The following is a 22,834-nucleotide window of genomic DNA, read 5'->3' on the forward strand; positions in this document are numbered from 1 at the left end:
CGTCGGACAGCGCGCAATGGATGGGGAGGCAGGGACGACGGTGGCGGAACGGAGCACGGCTGCCGTCGACGTGGCAGACAACAGCGGTGACGAACCGCTGACCGCCAAGGCGGACCAAACCACGTCCGACGGGGTGACCCTCAACGGGGAGCGGGACACGGACAGCGAAGAGGCACAGGGGAGCGGCGGGACCGAAGGTCCCGGGAAGGCCTCACCGCCCGAACTGCACAGTGGTCACAAACTCGCCAGGCGCTATCGCCTCGAAGAGTGCGTCACCCGACTGGACGGTTTCAGCAGTTGGCGCGCGATGGACGAGAAACTCCGCCGTGCCGTCGGGGTGCATCTGCTGCCCGCCGATCATCCGCGTGCCCGCTCGGTACTGGCGGCGGCCCGGTCCTCCGCCCTGCTGGGCGATCCCCGGTTCGTCCAGGTGCTGGACGCGGTCGAGGAGAACGACCTCGTCTACGTGGTGCACGAGTGGCTGCCGGACGCCACGGAACTCACCGCCCTCCTCGCCTCGGGTCCTCTTGAGGTGCACGAGGCCTACCAGATGGTCAGCCAGGTGTCGGGGGCCATGGCCGCCGCGCACCGCGAGGGCCTCGCGCATCTCAAGCTGACCCCGGGCGCCGTGCTGCGCACGTCGACCGGTCAGTGGCGCATCCGCGGGCTCGCCGTGAACGCCGCACTGCGCGGGATCAGTTCGGACACCCCGCAGCGCACCGACACGGAAGCCATCGGCGCACTCCTGTACGCCGCCCTGACCCAGCGCTGGCCGTACGAGAACGACGCGTACGGCCTGTCGGGGCTGCCCAAGGGCGTCGGCCTCATCGCACCCGACCAGGTGCGCGCCGGGGTCCACCGGGGCCTGTCGGAGCTCGCCATGCGCGCGCTCGCCAACGACGGCGCGACCGCCTCCCGCCACGAGTCCCCGTGCACCACGCCGGAGGAGCTGGTGAAGGCGATCGGCGAGATGCCCCGCATCCGCCCGCCGGAGCCGGCGTTCACCGCGCCGCCCGAGTACCAGCGCACGACGTACCAGCAGGGCACGTACGGCCGCCAGGCGCCGCGTCCTGGTGTCACCCAGCCCTTGCCGACCCCGCCGCCCCCGCTTCAGAGCCGGACCGGCACCGCCCTGAAGTGGGCCGTCTCGGCCCTCCTCATCGCCGCACTGGGCCTGGGCAGCTGGCAGCTCGCGGACGCGCTGATGGACCACGACAAGCCCGACGACACCAAGAAGACCCAGACGACGGACGGCAACGAAAAGGGCGGCGCCAAGACGACGCCGCTCAAGCCGATCACGATCAAAAGGGCGCAGGAGTACGTCGCGAAGGGCGACCCCCAGGCACCCCAGGACGTGGGCAACACCTTCGACAACGACAGCTCCACGTACTGGCGGAGCCGGAGCTTCCTGGACGGCCCGGAGATGAAGCCGGCCTTCAAGCCCGGCGTCGGCATCGTCTACGACTTCGGTTCGAAGCAGACCGTCTCGGCGGCTTCGATAGGACTCCGCTACGTCGGTGACCACACCACGATCACCCTGTACGCGACGGACTCCACCAGCTCCACGACTCCGGTGGACTCGATGACGAAGATCGGGACCATCACGACGACAGGCACGTCGGCGAAGGTCACGATCACCAAGAAGGTGCCGACTCAGTACATGCTGCTCTGGATCACCGCGATGCCCTACGCGTCCGGCGATCAGTACAGCGGCGCCGGCTACAAGCAGGGCATCACGGATGTGAAGTTCACCGGCTGACGCCCGTCGACGGAGGGGAGGGGGTTCGATGGCCGATGAGACCGCATGCGGCGAAACAAGCGATCAGGACCTCCTCGCCCGCCATGTCGAGGGCGATCCGGAAGCCTTCGGTGAGCTTGTACGGCGCCATCGCGACCGTCTGTGGGCGGTGGCCCTCCGGACGCTGGGAGACCGCGAGGAGGCCGCTGACGCGGTCCAGGACGCCCTTGTCTCCGCCTACCGGGCCGCCCACACCTTCCGGGGCCAGTCGGCCGTCACGACCTGGCTGCACCGCATCACGGTGAACGCCTGCCTGGACCGAGCCCGCAAGGCGGCCTCCAGGAAGACGTCTCCCGTCGACGACACCAAGCGCCTGGAGCAGCTCCTCGAACCCCACGAGTCCGCCGCCGCGCCGGCCGAGCGCAAGGACCTCCACCGTGAGCTCATCGGCGCGCTCGGCACCCTCCCCGCGGACCAGCGCGCCGCCCTCGTCCTGGTGGACATGCAGGGCTACCCCGTGGCCGAGGCCGCCCGGATCCTCGATGTCCCGACCGGCACGGTGAAGAGCCGCTGCGCGCGCGGCAGAGCCAGACTGCTTCCCCTGCTCGCCCATCTCCGACCGGAGAAGCCGGGTGACAAGAAGACGAAGAAGGCGGGCGACGGACGGAACCGGACGCAGGGGACATCCGTCCCACCCGCAGCGGGACCCCACGCGTCGGGTCCCCGCGACCCAGGGCCAAGCGATTCAGCTGCTGTGAAGGGCGGAGGTGGGCGGGCGTGACATCCACGACGGACAAGGCCGGACACCCGGACGTCGCGGAGATCTCCGACCTCACCGAGGGCCTGCTCTCGCCTTCCCGCACCGAGGACGTTCGACAGCACCTCGAGGGGTGCACCCTCTGCTCCGACGTGTACGACTCCCTGGAAGAGATCCGCGGTCTTCTCGGCACTCTGCCAGGGCCCGCCCCCATGCCGGACGATGTCGCCGAACGCATCGATGCCGCTCTTGCCGCGGAAGCCCTGTTGGGTGCCACAGCTCCCGACGAGACGACCGACTCCGGCGCCGACCGTGCTGCTCATGTTTCACGTGAAACGTCGACCGCCGACGGTCCGTCCGGACATCCTCGTGGAGCCACCGGCCCCGGCCGTTCGCATCGCGCACGCCGCGGGCGCCGCAGGACGGTCATCCTCACCACCGCCTTGGCGGCCGTGGCTCTGGGGCTGGGCGCGATCCTCGTTCAGTCCCTGGGGGGCGACGGCTTCGGCAACAGCGCTCGGACGGCAACCCGGAACGAGTCGGCGGCACAGAGCACCTTCTCCGAGAGGACACTGCACGGTGAGGTCTCCGCCCTCCTCCCGAAGACCAAGGAGTCCGGTCACGGCTCGGCCAGCGCCAAGCCCTGGGGTGTCCAGTCGCAGGATGCCGGAACCGACTCGGGCGATGTGAAGACCTTGATCACCCCCACACCCGCCGTTCCCCAGTGTGTCGAGCAGGGAACCGGGGACCCCGGTGTGCTCCTCGCCGCCAAGGGCGGTTCGTTCCAGGGGAAGCGTGTCTATCTCCTCGTGGTGTCCGACTCCTCCGACAGGACGAAGGTCACCGCCTACATCGTTGACGCCGCCTGCGAGAAACAGGCGTCGCCGTCACCCGGCAAGCTGCTCCTGACGCGGTCGTACGCGCGTTCCTGACGGCACCGGCCGCGGGCTTCCGGCACCTCGGACGGCGAACGTCCCGAACGCCTCAGCCGCACTCCCAGACACCTCGCGGCACAGAGCCGTGCCGCCCCGGCATCCCTTGGCATCTCCTTCCGGTATCCAGCACCGTGTGCCCTGCCACAGCGGGAATTGAAGCCCCTTAGGATCCGTTGGGTGGGGTGAGAGTACTGAGAGATGCTCCCACCGGTACGCAGCAGTCTCCAGAGACGAGGAATCAAGCCGTGAGCGACGTCCGTAACGTGATCATCATCGGGTCTGGGCCCGCCGGCTACACGGCGGCGCTCTACACCGCGCGCGCGTCGCTGAAGCCGCTGGTCTTCGAAGGCGCCGTCACCGCGGGCGGTGCGCTGATGAACACCACCGAGGTCGAGAACTTCCCCGGCTTCCAGGACGGCATCATGGGCCCGGAGCTCATGGACAACATGCGCGCCCAGGCCGAGCGCTTCGGCGCCGAGCTGGTCCCGGACGATGTCGTCGCCGTCGACCTGACGGGCGAGATCAAGACCGTCACGGACACGGCCGGCACGGTCCACCGCGCCAAGGCCGTGATCGTCACGACCGGTTCGCAGCACCGCAAGCTGGGTCTCCCCAACGAGGACACGCTCTCCGGGCGTGGCGTCTCCTGGTGCGCGACGTGTGACGGCTTCTTCTTCAAGGACCACGACATCGCCGTGATCGGCGGTGGCGACACCGCGATGGAGGAGGCCACCTTCCTCTCGCGCTTCGCCAAGTCCGTCACCATCGTGCACCGCCGGGACAGCCTCCGCGCCTCCAAGGCGATGCAGGAGCGTGCTTTCGCGGACCCGAAGATCAAGTTCGTCTGGGACAGCGAGGTCGCCGAGATCAAGGGCGACCCGAAGCTGGCCGGTCTGACCCTGCGCAACCTCAAGACCGGCGAGACCTCGGAGCTGCCGGTGACCGGTCTGTTCATCGCGATCGGTCACGACCCGCGGACCGAGCTCTTCAAGGGCCAGCTCGACCTGGACGGCGAGGGCTACCTGAAGGTCGCCGCGCCGTCGACCCGCACGAACGTGACGGGTGTCTTCGGCGCCGGTGACGTCGTCGACCACACGTACCGCCAGGCGATCACCGCAGCCGGTACGGGCTGCTCCGCCGCCCTCGACGCCGAGCGCTACCTCGCCGCCCTCGCGGACAGCGAGACCGCGGCCGCCACCGTCTGATCACCCCCGTCCTCCCACTGCACCAACAGATTAAGGAGCCCGCCGTGGCCGGCACCCTCAAGAACGTGACCGACGCCTCCTTCGACCAGGACGTCCTCAAGAGCGACAAGCCCGTACTGGTCGACTTCTGGGCTGCCTGGTGCGGTCCGTGCCGCCAGATCGCCCCGTCGCTCGAGGCGATCGCCGCGGAGCACGGCGACAAGATCGAGATCGTCAAGCTCAACATCGACGAGAACCCGGCGACGGCCGCCAAGTACGGTGTCATGTCGATCCCGACCCTGAACGTCTACCAGGGCGGCGAGGTCGCCAAGACCATCGTCGGCGCCAAGCCGAAGGCCGCGATCGTGCGCGACCTCGAGGAATTCATCGCCGAGTAAGTCGTCGGCGGCCGCACACGCGGCGTGTGTTTCACGTGAAACACAGATGGGCCAGCCCGAGCGGGCTGGCCCATTTCCTTTGGCCCCGGCCCCTCACAAGGGGCGAAGCGCGGGCTCCTTCTGTACCGCTCCGAGGAGCCGGTCCAGCGCCATCTCCATGTCTTCCTTCCAGGAGAGCGTGGTCCGCAGCTCCAGCCGCAGGCGCGGGTACCGGGCGTGCGGGCGCACGGTCTTGAAGCCCACTGCGACGAGATGGTCTGCGGGGAGTACGCAGGCGGGTTCCTTCCACCGTGCGTCCCCGAAAGCCTCGATCGCCCTGAACCCCCGGCGCAGCAGATCCTTGGCCACCGTCTGCACCATCACCCGGCCCAGTCCCTGTCCCTGATACCCCGGCATGATGAACGAAGTCATGAGCTGAACCGCGTCCGGCGCGACGGGGCTTGTGGGGAAGGCCGTGGAGCGGGGGACGTAGGCGGGCGGCGCGTAGAGCACGTACCCCACCGGCACATCGTCCACGTAGGCGACTCGGCCGCAGGATCCCCAGTCCAGGAGAACCGAGGAGATCCACGCCTCCTTCTCCGGGGCGCTCGTGCCCGCCTTCAGCGCGGCTTCACCGCGGACAGGATCCAGTTCCCAGAAGACGCACGCACGACAGCGGTTGGGAAGGTCCTGAAGGTTGTCCAGCGTGAGCGGTACGAGCCGGCGCCCCATGAAGGATCTTCCTCGCTTCGTTCGCCCGCGGCGTCACGGGCGGCTGTCAGATGGCTCCGCTCTCTGAGCAGGCTGCCGACGAACCCGCCGACCGCTCCCAGGCCCAGACCTACGGTCACCAGTCCGGTACGGCTCACGGTCTGCATGACCCCCGCCTCCCCGATGAAGGTGCTGCCAGGTGGATCGCCATACCCATCGCATCGTATCCACGATGCGATTCCATCGATACCGCCGAAAAGCAAAGAGCGGGCCGTTTTCCGGCACACACCGGACACGACCCGCTCACCTGGTGGACCGATCGGACATCGGCCCATCAGAACGCCGACTCAGCCTTCCGCGTCGTCTGCGTCGTCGTCCAGGAGGCTCTTCTGAAGGACAGGTCCCTCGCCCGGGGCGAGCGAGCCGAGGATGCGCTCAAGGTCTTCCATCGAAGCGAACTCGACCGTGATCTTGCCCTTCTTCTGCCCCAGGTCGACCTTCACCCGGGTCTCGAAGCGGTCCGAGAGCCGTGTCGCCAGATCGCTCAGCGCCGGGGAGACCCGGCTGCCGGCCCGCGGGCCCTTGGAGCGCTGAGCCGTCTGCGGACGCGACCCCATGAGCGTCACGATCTCCTCCACAGCCCGCACCGAGAGCCCCTCGGCGACGATGCGGTGGGCCAGACGGTCCTGCTCCTCCGAGTCGTCGACCGCGAGCAGGGCCCGCGCATGTCCCGCGGAGAGAACTCCGGCGGCAACACGACGCTGAACCGACGGGGAGAGCTTCAGCAGACGCAGGGTGTTGGAGACCTGGGGACGCGACCGTCCGATCCGGTCCGCCAACTGGTCGTGGGTGCAGTTGAAGTCCTTGAGCAGCTGGTCGTAGGCCGCCGCCTCTTCCAGCGGGTTCAGCTGGGCCCTGTGGAGGTTCTCCAGGAGCGCGTCCAGGAGGAGCTTCTCGTCCTCCGTGGCGCGCACGATCGCGGGAATGGCCTCAAGTCCCGCCTCACGGCAGGCCCGGAAGCGGCGCTCTCCCATGATGAGCTCGTAGCGCCCGGAGGCCACCTGGCGGACGACGACGGGCTGGAGGAGCCCGACCTCCTTGATGGAGGTCACCAGCTCGGCAAGAGCGTCCTCATCGAAGATCTCGCGCGGCTGGCGCGGGTTCGGCGTGATGGCGTCGAGGGGCAGCTCGGCGAAGTGGGCACCGACGGGAGCCGGAAGCGTCTCCAGCGATCCGCTCGACGCCCCGTCCTCCGTTTCATGTGAAACAGACGGCAGCGTGGTCACCTTCGCCGCGGCCACCCCGCGCTCCGCCGTGAGAACGGGGCCGGTGGTCGGCGCGGAAGGAGCCCCGCTCCCCGCACCACCCGGACGCTCACCTGTCGGAGCCGCAGGGATCAGCGCGCCAAGGCCCCGCCCCAGACCCCGTCGTCGGTCGCTCACTGGATCCCCTCCACCATGTTCTGATCGTTCTGTCCGCCCACGTGGGCATGTTGCGCGTCGTACGCCACTCCGACTCCTCGCAGGGCGATTTCGCGCGCGGCCTCAAGATACGAGAGAGCACCGCTCGAACCCGGATCGTAAGTCAGAACCGTCTGCCCGTAGCTCGGGGCCTCCGAAATTCGTACCGAACGCGGGATGCTCGTCCGCAGCACCTCCTTGCCGAAGTGGCTGCGCACCTCCTCCGCGACCTGGGAAGCGAGTCGGGTCCGGCCGTCGTACATGGTGAGCAGGATCGTCGAGACGTGGAGGTCGGGGTTGAGGTGACCTCGCACCAGGTCCACGTTGCGCAGGAGCTGACCCAGACCCTCCAGCGCGTAGTACTCGCACTGGATGGGGATGAGCACCTCCGCGCCGGCGACCAGGGCGTTGACCGTCAGCAGACCCAGCGACGGCGGGCAGTCGATGAGGACGTAGTCCAGCGGCTGCTCGTACGCCAGGATCGCTCGGTCCAGCCGGCTCTCACGCGCAACCAGCGACACGAGTTCGATCTCCGCACCGGCGAGGTCGATGGTGGCCGGGGCACAGAAGAGACCCTCGACGTCGGGGACCGGCTGAACGACTTCGGAGAGCGGCTTGCTGTCGATCAGCACGTCATAGATCGACGGAACCTCGGCGTGGTGATCGATGCCCAGAGCCGTGGAGGCATTGCCCTGAGGGTCGAGGTCGATCACCAGGACCCGGCCGCCATGCAGAGCCAGCGAGGCGGCAAGGTTGACCGTGGTCGTGGTCTTACCCACCCCACCCTTCTGGTTGGCGACCACGATGACTCGGGTCTGTTCGGGCCGTGGCAGGCCCTCACCGGCGCGACCTAGCGCCTCCACAGCCAGTTGGGCAGCACGACCGATAGGAGTGTCGTCCATCGGGGGCGGTGTTTCACGTGAAACATCCTCCCCCATCGACTCGGTACGGGGACCGGGGACCGGATCGGTCATCGGTCCCGCGATGTTGGCGTCGGACCGCAAGGATTCACTCTCCTCGACTTCAGGCTCGCAATGAACAGAGCCTCCCATGCCATTGGGGTCGTGAACCAGCGAGGCCCGTTGTTCTGTGGAGAAATCCACCTCTGTGGACAACTCCGGGGCTCTCCCGAGCGAGCCGAGAGGCTTCCGATCGCGAGGTTCGGCCGCAGCCCGGCCGCGACTGATGATGCCCTGCAACAGTGAGCGACGTTTCACGTGAAACACGATGCCGAGCCACGCAGGTCAGGGCGGCGCGACACTCCGATATGCGCAGGTTTGCCAGCTTTTGCGCAATAGGTCACATCATCGGGATCGAAGCGCCCTACGTGAGAAACAACTCCTGGATCCGGACAAGGAAACTCCCGGCCCCCCTCATGAGGGACCGGGAGTAGCGATGCTCACATCGTCCGGGTTCAACGCCGGGGCCGTCCGGGTTCCGTGGCCGGCCGTCCAGGGTCAGCGCCGGCGCCGCGTCCGGGTCGTCCTGGCTGCCTTGGCCCGCTTCGCCGCGAAGCGCACACCTCCGGGGCTCTCGCCCACCTCCACCCGCACCACGGTGGACAACGGGTCCACGATGCCCTCACCGACCTGGAGAACGGAGGTCTCCACGGCGCCGAGCTTGCTCAGCGCCGTGGCAGAGGCCTTCAGCTCCTCCTCGGCGGTGTCGCCCTTCAGGGCCAGCATCTCGCCGTACGGGCGCAGCAGCGGGATACCCCACGTCGCCAGGCGGTCAAGGGGGGCGACCGCCCTGGCGGTCACCACGTGAACCGGCTGGAGCTTCCCCATGACCTCCTCGGCGCGGCCGCGGACGACGGTCACATGGTCGAGGCCGAGCAGCTCGACGACCTCCGTGAGGAAGTTGGTCCGGCGCAGCAGCGGCTCAAGCAGCGTGATCTTGAGGTCTTCACGGACGAGCGCCAGAGGGATGCCGGGCAGACCCGCACCGGAACCGACGTCGCACACGGTCACGCCCTCGGGCACGACCTCGGAGAGCACCGCGCAGTTCAGCAGGTGCCGCTCCCAGAGCCGGGGCACTTCCCGCGGGCCGATCAGCCCACGCTGCACTCCTGCCTCGGCCAGCAGTTCCGCGTACCGGACCGCGTCCGCGAAGCGATCACCGAATACCTCGCGCGCCTGCTCGGGCGCGGGGGGAAGCTCCGCTGCCTCCGTCACGGGGGACCGTCCTTCCGTACCGCTTGAGCGCACTGAGCGCTGTTCACCAGGACTATCAGGCTGACAAAATTCGGCCCCGTCTGCGCAACAGACGGGGCCGAAGGAACGCATGTAGCGATCAGGCGGGAAGCACGACGACGAAGCGCTGCGGCTCCTCGCCCTCGGACTCGCTGCGCAGACCGGCGGCCTTGACCGCGTCGTGCACGACCTTGCGCTCGAAGGGCGTCATCGGGTCCATCTTGACCGGCTCACCGGAGCTCTTGACCTCGGCGGCGGCCTTGGCACCGAGCTCGGAGAGCTCTTCGCGCTTCTTGGCCCGGAATCCCGCGATGTCCAGCATCAGCCGGCTGCGGTCCCCGGTCTCCCGGTGCACGGCCAGACGGGTGAGCTCCTGGAGTGCCTCCAGCACCTCGCCGTCGCGGCCGACCAGCTTCTGAAGGTCGCGGCCTCCCGAGTCGCTGATGATCGAGACAGCGGCGCGGTCGGCCTCGACGTCCATGTCGATGTCGCCGTCGAGATCGGCGATGTCGAGCAGACCCTCGAGGTAGTCCGCCGCGATCTCGCCTTCCTGCTCCAGGCGGGTCAGGGTGTCGCCCTCAGCGGCGGCGGAGGTGGTGCCTTCCGTCACGGGATGGACTCCTTCTTACTTCTTGGACGGGGACTTGGGCCGCTGCGGGCCCTTGCGCTGTCCGGACTGGGCCTTGCTGCGGGTACCGGTGCCGGGCTTGTTGCCGGTGCCGGCGGCCGGCTTCGGCGCGGAGGGCTCGGCGTCCTGCTGCTCGTCGGACTTGGTCAGCGAGGTCTTGGGCTCGGACTCGTCCGTCGGCGCACCGCTGGACGCCCCGCCCGACTGCCGCTGCGCCTTGGACTGGCGCTTGGGCTGCTGACGCTTGGGAGCGGCGGGCGCGGTGGTCGTCGTGGTGCCGTCCTCGGACTCGACGACGACCGCGTTCTCGCCGGTCACCACCAGGCCGTCGGGCTGGGCCACGAGGCCCGCCTTGGTCAGGCTGTTGATGAACTTGCGCTCGAACTCGTTGCGGTCGCGGCCCTTGGCGACGATGGCCTTGACGATGGCCTTCTCACCGCGTCCACGCGTCTTGCCGTGCTGCGTGACGTGCTTCTGAAGACGCTCGAGGTAAGCGGCCTGAGCCTTCGAACCCGGAGTCGGGTTGTTGCGGATGACGTACATCTGCTGGCCCATGGTCCACACGTTGGTGGTCAGCCAGTAGACGAGGACACCGACCGGGAAGTTGATGCCGAAGACGGCGAACATGACCGGGAAGACGTACATCAGCATCTTCTGCTGCTGCATGAAGGGCGTCTTCACCGTGGTGTCGACGTTCTTCGTCATCAGCTGACGCTGGGTGTAGAACTGCGAGGCCGACATCATCACGATCATGATCGCGGTGACGACGCGGACGTCCATGAGCGTGGCGCCGAGCTTGGCGACCGTCTCGGCGCTGTCGGTGAACTTCGCCGCGAGCGGGGCCCCGAAGATGTGGGCCTTACGGGCGCTGGCGAGCAGCTGGTCGTCGATGACACCGATCGTCGTGCCCGTCGCGATGCCGTTGAGCACGTGGTACAGGGCGAAGAAGAACGGCGACTGGGCCAGGATGGGAAGGCACGAGGAGAGCGGGTTGGTACCCGTCTCCTTGTACAGCTTCATCATCTCTTCGGACTGGCGCTGCTTGTCGTTCTTGTAGCGCTCCTGGATCTTCTTCATCTCGGGCTGAAGCGTCTGCATCGCCCGAGTGGCCTTGATCTGCTTCACGAAGAGCGGGATCAGGCAGATTCGGATCAGGACCACCAAGGACACGATGGACAAGCCCCAGGCCCAGCCGGTGTCGGGGCCGAAGATCTGCCCGTACACGGCGTGGAACTGGACGATGACCCAGGAAACAGGTGTCGTGATGAAGCTGAAAAGACTGGCAATCGTGTCCACTAATCAAGCTCCTTGAGCATGGGACGGGGTCTCGGCGGCCGGGCCCGGGGCAGTGGTGTCCCCGGTGGCCGGTTCGGCGGCGGAGGTCCCGCCCTTGCGTGCACGCCAGGCGTTACGCAGCAATTCGTGCCACCGCGGACGCTTGCGCTCCGGAACATGGTCCACACCGCCCAGCGACCACGGATTGCACCGGAGGATGCGCCAGGCGGTAAGTGCCGTTCCCTTGATCGCACCGTGCCGGTCGATGGCTGTGTAGCCGTAACGGGAGCACGACGGGTAGTACTTGCAGACCGGCCCGAGCAACGGGCTGATCGTCCACTGGTACAGCTTGATGAGAGCAAGCAGTGGGTACTTCATCGCGCGCCCCCTCCCAGTAGCCGCTGGAGAGCGGCGTCCAGGTCTCGGGCCAGCTGTTCATGGTCGGCGTCACCCGCACCGGGCAGCGCTCGTACGACTACCAGGCTACCGGGGGGCAACAGGGCGACTCGGTCGCGCATCAGATGGCGAAGTCTGCGCTTCACCTTGTTGCGCACGACCGCTCCGCCCACGGCTTTGCTCACGACGAAACCCGCACGCGTCGAGGGAGCGGTCTCCCCAGGCGCGTGCGGGTCCGGTGCACCGCTACGTAGATGGACGACGAGAAGCGGGCGTCCGGCCCGGCGTCCTCGGCGTACCGCGGTCGCGAAGTCTTCGCGCCGCCTCAGCCGATGCTCGGTAGGCAGCACGAGATCATGACCTGTGAGTTATCAGGCGGACAGGCTGGCGCGACCCTTGCCACGGCGGTTCGCGAGAATCGCGCGGCCGGCACGGGTGCGCATCCGCAGGCGGAAGCCGTGGGTCTTGGCGCGACGACGGTTGTTCGGCTGGAAGGTGCGCTTGCTCACTCGGGGGCTCCAGAAAGAATCGGTGGTGGCGGGGTGCCGTCCTGGCTGTCACCGTGCGCCCACGAGGAAACTCGCATTACGCCCGAGTGCACCGCTTCCCGATCACTCTTCGTGATCTGTGCCCATCGGAGGCAGGCGGCAGCAGCCATCGACAACTCGACCTGGTTACGGTACGCGCGGCTACGCCATCCGGTCAAACCAACCCCCGGCGGGGGACACTATCCACAGGCTGGGGACAACAACTTGAACCGCACCCGTCGCCCTGACTACCGTGGCTGAACTCCGATTCGTTCCCTTCCCGCCGCCCCAGCGGCTTTGTTCCCCCCGCCCCAAGCGACTGACTTCCCAACCTGTTCCCAGAACCACACGTTCGTGGGACCCGTGAGAGAGCGTGCCCCGTGGCTGACGTACCTGCCGATCTTGCCGCAGTGTGGCCACGCGTACTGGAACAACTCCTGGGCGAGGGCCGCGGGCAGGGTGTCGAGGTGAAGGACGAGCACTGGATCAAGCGCTGCCAGCCCTTGGCCCTGGTCGCCGACACCGCTCTGCTCGCCGTCCCCAACGAGTTCGCCAAGAACGTACTGGAAGGCCGGCTCGCTCCGATCGTCAGCGAGACGCTGAGCCGCGAGTGCGGCCGCCCCATCCGTATCGCCATCACCGTCGACGACTCCGCGGGCGAGCCCTCCATGCCCGCCCCGCCCCGCTACGAGGAGCCCGAGCTCCCCGCGGGCCCCGGCCAGGGCCGCGACCCGTACGACAACAAGGGCCGCGACGACCGGGGCGGCTACGACGGCGGCTCGTACGACGGCACACAGTCCCGGGACGACCGCGGCGGCTACGAGAGCCCGGCGCGGGACGACCGCGGCTACGACGGCGGCCAGGGCCGCGACGACCGCGGGACGTACGAGCCGCAGGGCCGCGACGATCGCGCTCCGTACGACTCCCGCCGCGACGGGTACGAGGGCTACGGCCGCCACCGCGCCGACGACCACCGCGGCGGCCGCGCCGAACCGCTCCCCGGAGCCCCTGGCGACCAGCTGCCGACCGCCCGTCCCGCGTACCCGGACTACCAGCGTCCGGAGCCGGGCGCCTGGCCGCGGCACTCCCAGGACGACTACGGCTGGCAGCAGCAGCGCCTCGGCTTCCCCGAGCGGGACCCCTACGCCTCGCCGCCCCAGGACTACCGGCCCCAGCCGGTGGAGCGCTCGCCCTACGAGCAGCGCCAGGACTACGAGCGCTCCGACCGCCGCGACCAGAACGACCACTCCGACAGCGGTCAGGGACGCAGGGGCGGCCCCGCCCTGCCGTCCTCGGGCGGCGGACCCGGTGCGAAGCCGTCGCAGCCCGCGCCGGCGCCGGGTCCGGGCGAGCCCACCGCGCGGCTGAACCCGAAGTACCTCTTCGACACGTTCGTGATCGGTGCCTCGAACCGCTTCGCGCACGCCGCCGCGGTGGCCGTCGCCGAGGCGCCGGCGAAGGCCTACAACCCGCTCTTCATCTACGGGGAGTCGGGACTCGGCAAGACGCACCTGCTGCACGCGATCGGGCACTACGCCCGCAGCCTCTACCCGGGGACCCGGGTGCGGTACGTGAGCTCGGAGGAGTTCACCAACGAGTTCATCAACTCCATCCGCGACGGCAAGGGCGACAGCTTCCGCAAGCGGTACCGCGAGATGGACATCCTGCTCGTCGACGACATCCAGTTCCTCGCGGACAAGGAGTCGACGCAGGAGGAGTTCTTCCACACCTTCAACACCCTGCACAACGCGAACAAGCAGATCGTGCTGTCCAGCGACCGGCCGCCCAAGCAGCTGGTCACGCTGGAGGACCGGCTGCGCAACCGCTTCGAGTGGGGCCTGATCACCGACGTCCAGCCGCCCGAGCTGGAGACCCGTATCGCCATCCTGCGCAAGAAGGCCGTCCAGGAGCAGCTCAACGCCCCGCCGGAGGTGCTGGAGTTCATCGCGTCCCGGATCTCGCGCAACATCCGCGAGCTGGAGGGCGCGCTGATCCGGGTGACGGCGTTCGCGTCGCTCAACCGGCAGCCGGTGGACCTCGGTCTGACGGAGATCGTCCTCAAGGACCTGATCCCCGGTGGTGAGGACTCGGCCCCCGAGATCACCGCCACCGCGATCATGGCGGCGACCGCCGACTACTTCGGGCTCACAGTGGACGATCTGTGCGGGTCCTCGCGCAGCCGCGTCCTGGTGACGGCGCGGCAGATCGCCATGTACCTGTGCCGTGAGCTCACGGATCTGTCGCTGCCGAAGATCGGCGCGCAGTTCGGCGGCCGCGACCACACGACCGTGATGCACGCCGACCGCAAGATCCGCGCGCTGATGGCCGAGCGCCGTTCCATCTACAACCAGGTCACCGAACTCACGAACCGCATCAAGAACGGCTGACGGAGGCCGGCCTGCGGCCGCACCCGTCCGAGGGCGCTCCGGGACATCGTCCCGGGGCGCCCTTCGCCGTTCCCGGCTCTTCGCGGGATGCCCGCCGCGAGGTTCGACAGGCGTCCCGCGCCGGCCTCGGGACGCGCGTCCCGAGGGGCTCGGGTGCTCGTCCGGAGAGGCTCGGACACGCGCTCGGAGAACTTCCGCGACAGCGTCACGAGGGCTTCGAAGCCGGTTCCGACGCCCTCGGAGCCGTGCTCCGAGGCCTTCGGAGCCATGTTCCGAGGGTTCCCGCCCCGTTTCCGGCGCTACCGGACCGACATCTGCTGTTCGAATCGGAGCGAGGTTACGGCCACTCTCCACAGATGTGGCGACTTTCTTCCGTCCACATCCTGGGGACTGGGAAGTTGTCCAGATCCTGTCCACAGGCAGCACTGTTGAAAGACCATCAGACCAGGTCAGCCCCCTGTGGATTCGTGGACGAAGACTCTCCACAGCCTGTGGACGATGAAAAGATCCACAGGGTGTGCGCAGAGTTGTCCACCGTCGGCCCACAGATCCGAGCCGGTTGTCCCCAGCGATCTCCCGCTTCTCCACATCTCTGTCCACTGTTCGGCAACGCGCCGAGCCATCTCACCGCGTCGAGTGAAAGGCGTCACACCGAGGTGCCGGATTGGCCTGTGGGGAACCGGGGTAAAGCTGGGGACGACGCTGGGGAGAAGTCGCCCCTCGCTGTGGACCGAGTGTGCAGAACTTTTCGTCGTCCACAGATACCCCGGGTTGTCCACCGCCTCCACCCACAGGGTCGGTGGACAAAAAATCGCCTCTGAGCTGCGAAAACGGGGTTATCCACGGTATCCACAGGCCCTACTACTAAGACCAACTAGAGAGAGCCTGGGAATCGTTTCGAAGTGGGGGCTGTGCACAACTTGCCCTCGGACGCTCGACTGCCGCTCGGCACGACTTGACCCCGAGGGGCAACGACTGTCAGCGCGGTGCGTCAGACTGGTCCCCGGTGTCCTTCCCCTCAGCGGTCGGAACGACACCGGTCAGACGACGAAGGCCAGCAGGGCGAGAGCGCCGGCAACAGACGGAGGCGGCAACGGTGAAGATCCGGGTGGAACGCGACGTACTCGCGGAGGCAGTGGCCTGGGCGGCACGCAGCCTCCCGGCCCGTCCGCCGGCTCCTGTCCTCGCCGGCCTCCTGCTGAAGGCCGAGGAGGGCGCACTGAGCCTCTCCAGCTTCGACTACGAGGTCTCGGCCCGGGTCTCCGTGGACGCGGAGATCGACGAGGAGGGCACGGTCCTCGTGTCCGGCCGCCTCCTCGCGGACATCTGCCGCGCGCTGCCCAACCGGCCGGTGGAGATTTCCACAGACGGTGTACGGGCGACCGTGGTCTGCGGCTCCTCACGCTTCACCCTCCACACCCTGCCTGTGGAGGAGTACCCGGCACTGCCCCAGATGCCGTCGGCGACCGGCACCGTCCCCGGTGAGGTCTTCGCCTCCGCCGCCGCCCAGGTGGCCATCGCCGCGGGACGCGACGACACGCTCCCCGTCCTGACCGGTGTGCGCATCGAGATCGAGGGCGACAAGGTCACCCTGGCCTCCACCGACCGCTACCGCTTCGCGGTCCGCGAGTTCCTGTGGAAGCCGGAGAACCCCGAGGCGTCCGCGGTCGCCCTGGTGCCCGCCAAGACTCTCCTGGACACCGCCAAGGCCCTCACGGGCGGCGACAGCGTCATCCTGGCGCTGTCCGGCTCCGGCGCGGGCGAGGGCCTGATCGGCTTCGAGGGCGCCGGACGCCGTACGACCACCCGTCTGCTCGAAGGCGACCTCCCGAAGTACCGCTCGCTGTTCCCGACGGAGTTCAACTCGATCGCCGTCATCGAGACCGCCCCCTTCGTGGAGGCCGTCAAGCGTGTGGCCCTGGTCGCCGAGCGCAACACCCCCGTGCGGCTGAGCTTCGAGCAGGGCGTGCTGATCCTGGAGGCCGGTTCCAGCGACGACGCACAGGCTGTGGAAAGGGTCGACGCCCAGCTGGAGGGCGACGACGTCTCGATCGCCTTCAACCCGACCTTCCTGCTCGACGGCCTGAGCGCCATCGACTCGCCGGTGGCCCAGCTCTCCTTCACGACCTCCACGAAGCCGGCGCTGCTCAGCGGCAAGCCCGCCGTGGACGCCGAGGCGGACGAGGCCTACAAGTACCTGATCATGCCGGTGCGCCTCTCCGGCTGACCCCGGAGCCCGCCGGTCCACGGGACCGGCGGGCGCACCGAGGGCGGGCATACGTATGAGCGGTTGTGCCCGCAGATGTGCGTGAGTTCCACCGGTGCCCGAAAGGCGTGGGTGGTACCCCCCGGTTTAGGCTCGGACCAGGTACGAGAGTGCCCTCACGCCACGTCGCAACCCCTAAGGAACAACTGATGGAGCTCGGTCTCGTCGGCCTCGGCAAGATGGGCGGCAACATGCGCGAGCGGATCCGCCGCGCAGGTCACACCGTCATCGGATACGACCGCAACCCGGACCTCGCCGACGTCCACAGCCTGGAAGAACTCGTGGGCAAGCTCAAGGGCCCGCGCGTGGTGTGGGTGATGGTCCCGGCGGGCGCCGCGACCCAGTCCACCATCGACGAGCTGGCCGCCCTGCTGGAGCCGGGCGACGTCGTCGTGGACGGCGGCAACTCGCGCTGGACGGACGACGAGAAGCACGCCGTCGAGCTCGGCATCAAGGGCATCGGCTTCGTCGACTGCGGCGTCTCCGGCGGCGTCTGGGGCCTGGAGAACGGCTACGCGCTCATGTACGGCGGCCACGCCGAGCACGTCGCCGCGGTCCAGCCGATCTTCGACGCGCTCAAGCCCGAGGGCGACTTCGGAGCGGTGCACGCCGGCAAGGTCGGCGCGGGCCACTTCGCGAAGATGGTCCACAACGGCATCGAGTACGCCATGATGCAGGCCTACGCCGAGGGCTGGGAGCTGCTCGAGAAGGCCGACTCCGTCACCGACGTGCGCGAGGTCTTCCGTTCCTGGCAGGAGGGCACGGTCATCCGTTCCTGGCTGCTGGACCTCGCCGTCAACGCGCTGGACGAGGACGAGCACCTGGAGAAGCTCAAGGGCTTCGCGCAGGACTCGGGCGAGGGCCGGTGGACCGTGGAGGCCGCCATCGACCACGCGGTGCCGCTGCCCGCGATCACCGCGTCGCTCTTCGCCCGCTTCGCCTCGCGGCAGGACGACTCGCCGCAGATGAAGATGATCGCCGCGCTGCGCAACCAGTTCGGCGGCCACGCCGTCGAGAAGGCCTGATCGACGCCCCGGGATCTCCACACCCCGGGGTGACCCGGTTGTCCACAGCCGGGGGAAGAACCTGAGGACCGGGGTCCGCGAGGACCCCGGGCACAACCCGCAACACCCGAAACACCACGCTGGGGGAGGTCGGCGAACGACCATGCACGTCACGCATCTGTCGCTGGCCGACTACCGCTCGTACGCCCGGGTCGAGGTCCCGCTCGACCCGGGCGTCACCGCGTTCGTGGGGCCCAACGGACAGGGCAAGACGAACCTCGTCGAGGCCGTCGGCTATCTCGCGACCCTCGGCAGCCACCGCGTCTCCTCGGACGCGCCCCTCGTCCGCATGGGCGCCGACCGCGCGATCATCCGGGCCAACGTCCGCCAGGGCGAGCGCCAGCAGCTCATCGAGCTGGAGCTGAACCCCGGAAAGGCCAACCGCGCCCGGATCAACAGGTCGTCCCAGGTCAGGCCGCGTGACGTGCTCGGCATCGTGCGCACGGTCCTGTTCGCGCCCGAGGACCTCGCCCTGATCAAGGGCGACCCCGGCGAGCGCCGCCGGTTCCTCGACGAACTGATCACCGCCCGCTCCCCGCGCATGGCGGGTGTCCGGTCCGACTACGACCGGGTCCTCAAACAGCGCAACACCCTCCTGAAGTCGGCCGCGCTGGCCCGCCGGCACGGCGGCCGCACCATGGACCTGTCCACACTCGATGTGTGGGACCAGCACCTCGCGCGCGTGGGCGCCGAACTGATGGCCCAGCGGCTCGACCTGGTCGCCGCGATCCAGCCGCTGGCCGACAAGGCCTACGAGCAGCTGGCGCCCGGGGGCGGGCCGCTCGCCCTGGAGTACAAGGCGTCCTCGCCCGGCGTCGTGGGCCACGCCCGCGAGGAGCTCTACGGACAGCTGATGGCCGCCATGGAGGAGGCCCGCAAGCCGGAGATCGAACGCGGAGTGACCCTCGTGGGGCCCCACCGGGACGAACTGCTCCTCAAGCTCGGCCAGCTGCCCGCCAAGGGATACGCCTCGCACGGAGAGTCCTGGTCGTACGCGCTCTCGCTGCGCCTCGCCTCGTACGACCTGCTCAAGGCCGAGGGCAACGAGCCGGTGCTGGTCCTCGACGACGTCTTCGCGGAACTGGACAGCCGCCGACGGGAGCGCCTCGCGGAGCTGGTCGCCCCCGGAGAGCAGGTGCTCGTGACGGCGGCCGTGGACGACGACGTACCGGATGTCCTGACCGGGACGCGGTTCGCCGTGTCCGAAGGCACGGTGGAGCGGCTATGACGGAGAACACATCGGGAGCGGGCGCCGAGGGTGCCGCCTCCGGCAAGAAGACCCCGGAGCCGTCCGGCGTCGACCTCGCGCGCGTGGCGCTGCGCGCCGCGAAGGAGCAGGCCCGCGCGCGCGGGGACGCGGCCCAGCAGAAGAAGCAGGCGCGGCGCGGCGGCGGTCTGCGCTCCGGATCGGGAGCCGACGGGCGCGACCCCATGGCGCTCGGCTCCGCCATCAACCGGCTGCTCACCGAGCGGGGATGGGAGACCCCGGCCGCGGTGGGCGGTGTGATGGGCCGCTGGCCGCAGATCGTGGGCGACGACCTGGCCAAGCACTGCGTCCCGCTGCGCTACGACGACGACCCGGCCGAGCGGGTGCTGACGGTGCAGTGCGACTCGACCGCCTGGGCGACCCAGCTGCGCCTCCTGGCACCGCAGCTGGTCGCGCGGCTGAACCAGGACCTCGGCCACGGCACGGTGCGCCTGATCAAGGTCCAGGGGCCGACGGGCCCCCCGTGCCGGTACGGGCCGCTGCGCGCGCCCGGCAGCACGGGCCCCGGCGACACGTACGGCTGACCGGGCCGCCGACGGGTGCACCCGCGCGGAACCCGGCAGGCCCGGCGGATCCGGCCGGCCGACGGCCACCAGCAGGTCGGCGGACACCAGTCGAACGACGGCTATCACCGGGCCGACGGCCACCACCGGGTCGGCGGCCACCCACCGGGTCGGTGGACGTCACCCGGCCGATGAAACAGCAGGTGGGCGGACACCACACAGCCTCTGGTGACCGCCTTCGCGGCCCTGCCCGATGGCAATCGCACGGCCCTGCCCGACGGCGCCCTTGCGGGTGCCTCCGGACCACCCCGCGACGCTCGCCGGCACTCCCGCCCCCGCCGACCGCGGCAGAACCGAGCGCGCCGCCCCTTCTTCGCGCCCGCGGCCCGTCCGAGCCCTCCGTGTGCGATGACCGGAGCCTCGCCGACGGCTCCTCGGGACCCGGACCGCCCGAAACCGAGGGGCTGATTCCGGCCGTCGTCGGCGACGTGACCGGAGCGTGTCAGGTCCGGGTCCGCGGTGCGTCCCGACGCCGGCCCGCGCGCACGGCGGCCGCTCGGCGCCCCACCGGACCCGTCACCGGTCGCGCCCGCACGTGACCCCCTGTTCCCCCGCACCCTCGAAGGCCGTCGACCGCAGGCTGGGCCTCCCCGCGTCGCCCCCTGCCCCGTGCTGCGGAAATCCAGCGATATCCGCAGGTCAGGGCCATGTAGGAGGGTGCCTGTAGCCGGTCTCCGGAGCCCGCCGTACCCCGTCTTGGTGGGCTTCGGCCGACCGTCTCGGGTGACCGCGAGCGACGGCGGACGGCCGCGCGGCGGACCGGCGGTCGAGGGTTGACACCCGGAAGGGCTGAGTGCCGCTGTAAGCCTCTTTGGGCCCGGGTCCGCATATGGGGAGTCGGGCGAGACCGGTTCAGGGCGGCACATGCGGACTCAGGTACCGGCAAACCCCCATCACTGTCAGCGCTACCGGTAGACTGGAAGCTAATCCCGCCCCACTAGTGGGACGCACCGAGCAACGCTGACTAAGGCTTACCAACGCAACACGCCGCAGCCGCTCCGGCCACCCGCCGGGAGTACGGCTTGTGCTGTGCCAGAAAGGGCGCTTCGTGGCCGATTCCGGCAACCCCAACGAGAACATCCCGTCCACCGACGCCGGCGCGAACGGCGAGGTCACATCCTCGTACGACGCCAGTGCCATCACCGTCCTCGAGGGTCTGGACGCGGTCCGCAAGCGACCTGGCATGTACATCGGCTCGACCGGTGAGCGTGGACTGCACCACCTCGTGTACGAGGTGGTGGACAACTCGGTCGACGAGGCGCTGGCAGGCCACGCGGACACGATCGAGATCACGATCCTGCCGGACGGCGGTGTGCGCGTCGTCGACAACGGCCGCGGCATCCCGGTGGGCATCGTCGCCTCCGAGGGCAAGCCGGCCCTCGAGGTCGTGCTGACCGTGCTGCACGCGGGCGGCAAGTTCGGCGGCGGCGGCTACGCGGTCTCCGGCGGTCTGCACGGCGTCGGCGTCTCCGTCGTCAACGCCCTGTCGAGCAAGGTCTCGGTCGAGGTCAGGACCGACGGCCACCGCTGGACGCAGGACTACAAGATGGGCGTCCCGACGGCCCCGCTGGCCCAGCACGAGGCGATCGCGGACACCGGCACCTCGGTCACCTTCTGGGCCGACGCGGACATCTTCGAGACCACGGAGTACTCCTTCGAGACGCTCTCGCGGCGCTTCCAGGAGATGGCGTTCCTCAACAAGGGCCTGACGATCAAGCTCACGGACGAGCGCGACTCCGCGAAGGCCACCGCCGGCGCGGACGAGGCGGGCGCCGACGAGAAGGACGAGGTCAAGACCGTCACGTACCACTACGAGGGCGGCATCGTCGACTTCGTGAAGTACCTCAACTCCCGCAAGGGAGAGGCGGTCCACCCCACCGTCATCGACCTGGAGGCGGAGGACAAGGACAAGAGCCTGTCCCTCGAGGTCGCGATGCAGTGGAACAGCGGCTACAGCGAGGGAGTGTACTCCTTCGCCAACATCATCCACACCCACGAGGGCGGTACGCACGAGGAGGGCTTCCGTGCGGCGCTGACCTCGCTCATCAACAAGTACGCGCGCGACAAGAAGCTGCTGCGCGAGAAGGACGACAACCTCACGGGCGACGACATCCGCGAGGGTCTGACGGCGATCATCTCGGTCAAGCTGAGCGAGCCTCAGTTCGAGGGCCAGACGAAGACCAAGCTGGGCAACACGGAGGCCAAGACCTTCGTCCAGAAGGCGGTCTACGAGCACCTGAACGACTGGCTGGACCGCAACCCGAACGAGGCCGCGGACATCATCCGCAAGTCGATCCAGGCGGCCACCGCGCGCGTGGCGGCCCGCAAGGCGCGCGACCTCACCCGCCGCAAGGGCCTGCTGGAGTCGGCGTCCCTGCCGGGCAAGCTCTCCGACTGCCAGTCGAACGACCCCACCAAGTGCGAGATCTTCATCGTCGAGGGTGACTCCGCGGGCGGCTCGGCCAAGTCCGGCCGCAACCCGCAGTACCAGGCGATCCTCCCGATCCGCGGAAAGATCCTCAACGTCGAGAAGGCGCGGATCGACAAGATCCTCCAGAACCAGGAGATCCAGGCACTGATCTCCGCCTTCGGCACCGGAGTCCACGAGGACTTCGACATCGAGAAGCTCCGCTATCACAAGATCATTCTGATGGCGGACGCCGACGTCGACGGCCAGCACATCAACACCCTGCTGCTGACCTTCCTGTTCCGCTTCATGCGGCCCCTGGTCGAGGCCGGGCACGTGTTCCTGTCCCGCCCGCCGCTCTACAAGATCAAGTGGGGCCGGGACGACTTCGAGTACGCGTACTCGGACCGTGAGCGCGACGCGCTCATCGAGCTCGGCCGCCAGGCCGGCAAGCGCGTCCGCGAGGACTCGATCCAGCGCTTCAAGGGTCTCGGTGAGATGAACGCCGAGGAACTGCGCATCACGACCATGGACCAGGAGCACCGCGTGCTCGGTCAGGTCACGCTCGACGACGCCGCCCAGGCCGACGACCTGTTCTCGGTCCTCATGGGCGAGGACGTCGAGGCGCGCCGCGCGTTCATCCAGCGCAATGCCAAGGACGTCCGCTTCCTCGACATCTGAGTCGGTCTCAGCTGACCGC

20 protein-coding genes are annotated in these 22,834 nt (G+C 68.9%); 11 read left to right on the forward strand and 9 right to left on the reverse strand.

Translation table 11 applies throughout. From position 1 onward, the window contains the following. Positions 1 to 40: 40 nt before the first annotated feature. The 5 genes from WJM95_RS16195 (at position 41) to trxA (ending at position 5,012) form a co-directional block, all read left to right on the forward strand. Positions 41 to 1,759 (forward strand): protein kinase family protein, encoded by a 1,719-nt coding sequence (locus WJM95_RS16195; protein WP_339130441.1) that lies wholly within the window; start codon positions 41 to 43, stop codon positions 1,757 to 1,759. 28 nt (positions 1,760 to 1,787) lie between these two features. Beyond that, complete coding sequence (sigM, locus tag WJM95_RS16200; RefSeq protein ID WP_339130442.1) at positions 1,788 to 2,519, forward strand: RNA polymerase sigma factor SigM; 732 nt, start codon at positions 1,788 to 1,790, stop codon at positions 2,517 to 2,519. Next, the gene (locus WJM95_RS16205) at positions 2,516 to 3,427 is read left to right on the forward strand and encodes a hypothetical protein (protein ID WP_339130443.1); all 912 of its coding nucleotides are present in this window, start codon (positions 2,516 to 2,518) and stop codon (positions 3,425 to 3,427) included. Before sigM ends, WJM95_RS16205 begins: the two co-directional genes overlap by 4 nt. Positions 3,428 to 3,675: 248 nt before the next feature. Continuing rightward, complete coding sequence (trxB, locus tag WJM95_RS16210; protein ID WP_339130444.1) at positions 3,676 to 4,635, forward strand: thioredoxin-disulfide reductase; 960 nt, start codon at positions 3,676 to 3,678, stop codon at positions 4,633 to 4,635. 44 nt (positions 4,636 to 4,679) lie between these two features. Further along, positions 4,680 to 5,012, forward strand: coding sequence for a thioredoxin (gene trxA / locus WJM95_RS16215; RefSeq protein ID WP_339130445.1), 333 nt, complete (start codon positions 4,680 to 4,682; stop codon positions 5,010 to 5,012). A 93-nt stretch (positions 5,013 to 5,105) separates the two neighbouring features. Here the strand turns inward: trxA and WJM95_RS16220 are convergent, their stop codons facing one another. From WJM95_RS16220 to rpmH, 9 genes are all read right to left on the reverse strand, one after another. Then, positions 5,106 to 5,723 (reverse strand): GNAT family N-acetyltransferase, encoded by a 618-nt coding sequence (locus WJM95_RS16220; protein WP_339130446.1) that lies wholly within the window; start codon positions 5,721 to 5,723, stop codon positions 5,106 to 5,108. Between the two features lie 326 nt (positions 5,724 to 6,049). Then, complete coding sequence (locus WJM95_RS16225; protein WP_339130447.1) at positions 6,050 to 7,144, reverse strand: ParB/RepB/Spo0J family partition protein; 1,095 nt, start codon at positions 7,142 to 7,144, stop codon at positions 6,050 to 6,052. Beyond that, a complete protein-coding gene (locus tag WJM95_RS16230; RefSeq protein ID WP_339135598.1) occupies positions 7,141 to 8,214 on the reverse strand; it encodes a ParA family protein in 1,074 nt (357 codons plus the stop codon). Before WJM95_RS16230 ends, WJM95_RS16225 begins: the two co-directional genes overlap by 4 nt. A 405-nt stretch (positions 8,215 to 8,619) precedes the next feature. After that, positions 8,620 to 9,336 carry a 16S rRNA (guanine(527)-N(7))-methyltransferase RsmG gene (gene rsmG, locus WJM95_RS16235; protein ID WP_339130448.1) on the reverse strand — a complete coding sequence of 239 codons (717 nt, stop codon included), beginning with the start codon at positions 9,334 to 9,336 and terminating at the stop codon, positions 8,620 to 8,622. Positions 9,337 to 9,454: 118 nt separating this feature from the next. Then, the gene (locus WJM95_RS16240) at positions 9,455 to 9,964 is read right to left on the reverse strand and encodes a R3H domain-containing nucleic acid-binding protein (protein WP_266760610.1); all 510 of its coding nucleotides are present in this window, start codon (positions 9,962 to 9,964) and stop codon (positions 9,455 to 9,457) included. Between the two features lie 15 nt (positions 9,965 to 9,979). Beyond that, on the reverse strand, positions 9,980 to 11,278 hold the full coding sequence (gene yidC, locus WJM95_RS16245) for a membrane protein insertase YidC (protein WP_339130449.1): 1,299 nt from the start codon (positions 11,276 to 11,278) through the stop codon (positions 9,980 to 9,982). 3 nt (positions 11,279 to 11,281) lie between these two features. Then, positions 11,282 to 11,635, reverse strand: a complete 354-nt coding sequence (yidD, locus tag WJM95_RS16250; protein ID WP_339130450.1) for a membrane protein insertion efficiency factor YidD — start codon at positions 11,633 to 11,635, stop codon at positions 11,282 to 11,284. Next, positions 11,632 to 12,003 (reverse strand): ribonuclease P protein component, encoded by a 372-nt coding sequence (rnpA, locus tag WJM95_RS16255; RefSeq protein WP_339130451.1) that lies wholly within the window; start codon positions 12,001 to 12,003, stop codon positions 11,632 to 11,634. The genes yidD and rnpA overlap by 4 nt, the downstream gene beginning before the upstream one ends. A 21-nt stretch (positions 12,004 to 12,024) precedes the next feature. Further along, the gene (gene rpmH / locus WJM95_RS16260) at positions 12,025 to 12,162 is read right to left on the reverse strand and encodes a 50S ribosomal protein L34 (protein ID WP_006381191.1); all 138 of its coding nucleotides are present in this window, start codon (positions 12,160 to 12,162) and stop codon (positions 12,025 to 12,027) included. A 398-nt stretch (positions 12,163 to 12,560) separates the two neighbouring features. On the opposite strand from rpmH, the gene dnaA reads away from it, so the two are divergent. The 6 genes from dnaA (at position 12,561) to gyrB (ending at position 22,815) form a co-directional block, all read left to right on the forward strand. Beyond that, positions 12,561 to 14,567: a chromosomal replication initiator protein DnaA gene (dnaA, locus tag WJM95_RS16265; RefSeq protein WP_339130452.1), complete on the forward strand. Its 2,007-nt coding sequence runs from the start codon at positions 12,561 to 12,563 to the stop codon at positions 14,565 to 14,567. 1,096 nt (positions 14,568 to 15,663) lie between these two features. Further along, the gene (gene dnaN, locus WJM95_RS16270) at positions 15,664 to 16,794 is read left to right on the forward strand and encodes a DNA polymerase III subunit beta (RefSeq protein WP_326786746.1); all 1,131 of its coding nucleotides are present in this window, start codon (positions 15,664 to 15,666) and stop codon (positions 16,792 to 16,794) included. A gap of 188 nt (positions 16,795 to 16,982) precedes the next feature. Next, positions 16,983 to 17,858 carry a phosphogluconate dehydrogenase (NAD(+)-dependent, decarboxylating) gene (gene gnd / locus WJM95_RS16275; RefSeq protein WP_339130453.1) on the forward strand — a complete coding sequence of 292 codons (876 nt, stop codon included), beginning with the start codon at positions 16,983 to 16,985 and terminating at the stop codon, positions 17,856 to 17,858. Between the two features lie 142 nt (positions 17,859 to 18,000). Continuing rightward, entirely contained in the window at positions 18,001 to 19,125 is a 1,125-nt protein-coding gene (gene recF, locus WJM95_RS16280; protein WP_339130454.1) for a DNA replication/repair protein RecF, read from the forward strand. Beyond that, positions 19,122 to 19,688 (forward strand): DciA family protein, encoded by a 567-nt coding sequence (locus WJM95_RS16285; protein ID WP_339130455.1) that lies wholly within the window; start codon positions 19,122 to 19,124, stop codon positions 19,686 to 19,688. The genes recF and WJM95_RS16285 overlap by 4 nt, the downstream gene beginning before the upstream one ends. A 1,063-nt stretch (positions 19,689 to 20,751) precedes the next feature. After that, positions 20,752 to 22,815, forward strand: coding sequence for a DNA topoisomerase (ATP-hydrolyzing) subunit B (gene gyrB / locus WJM95_RS16290; RefSeq protein ID WP_339130456.1), 2,064 nt, complete (start codon positions 20,752 to 20,754; stop codon positions 22,813 to 22,815). The last annotated feature ends 19 nt before the right edge of the window (positions 22,816 to 22,834 follow it).

The organism is Streptomyces sp. f51 (genome assembly GCF_037940415.1).
Lineage (GTDB): Bacteria > Actinomycetota > Actinomycetes > Streptomycetales > Streptomycetaceae > Streptomyces.

Bases quoted from the DNA above. Each gene is read 5' to 3' on its own strand.
- sigM (WP_339130442.1), top strand. From the start codon at position 1,788: ATGGCCGATGAGACCGCATGCGGCGAAACAAGCGATCAGGACCTCCTC.
- WJM95_RS16220 (WP_339130446.1), bottom strand. From the start codon at position 5,723: ATGGGGCGCCGGCTCGTACCGCTCACGCTGGACAACCTTCAGGACCTT.
- WJM95_RS16230 (WP_339135598.1), bottom strand. From the start codon at position 8,214: ATGGGAGGCTCTGTTCATTGCGAGCCTGAAGTCGAGGAGAGTGAATCC.
- yidD (WP_339130450.1), bottom strand. From the start codon at position 11,635: ATGAAGTACCCACTGCTTGCTCTCATCAAGCTGTACCAGTGGACGATC.
- gnd (WP_339130453.1), top strand. From the start codon at position 16,983: ATGGAGCTCGGTCTCGTCGGCCTCGGCAAGATGGGCGGCAACATGCGC.
- recF (WP_339130454.1), top strand. From the start codon at position 18,001: ATGCACGTCACGCATCTGTCGCTGGCCGACTACCGCTCGTACGCCCGG.
- WJM95_RS16285 (WP_339130455.1), top strand. From the start codon at position 19,122: ATGACGGAGAACACATCGGGAGCGGGCGCCGAGGGTGCCGCCTCCGGC.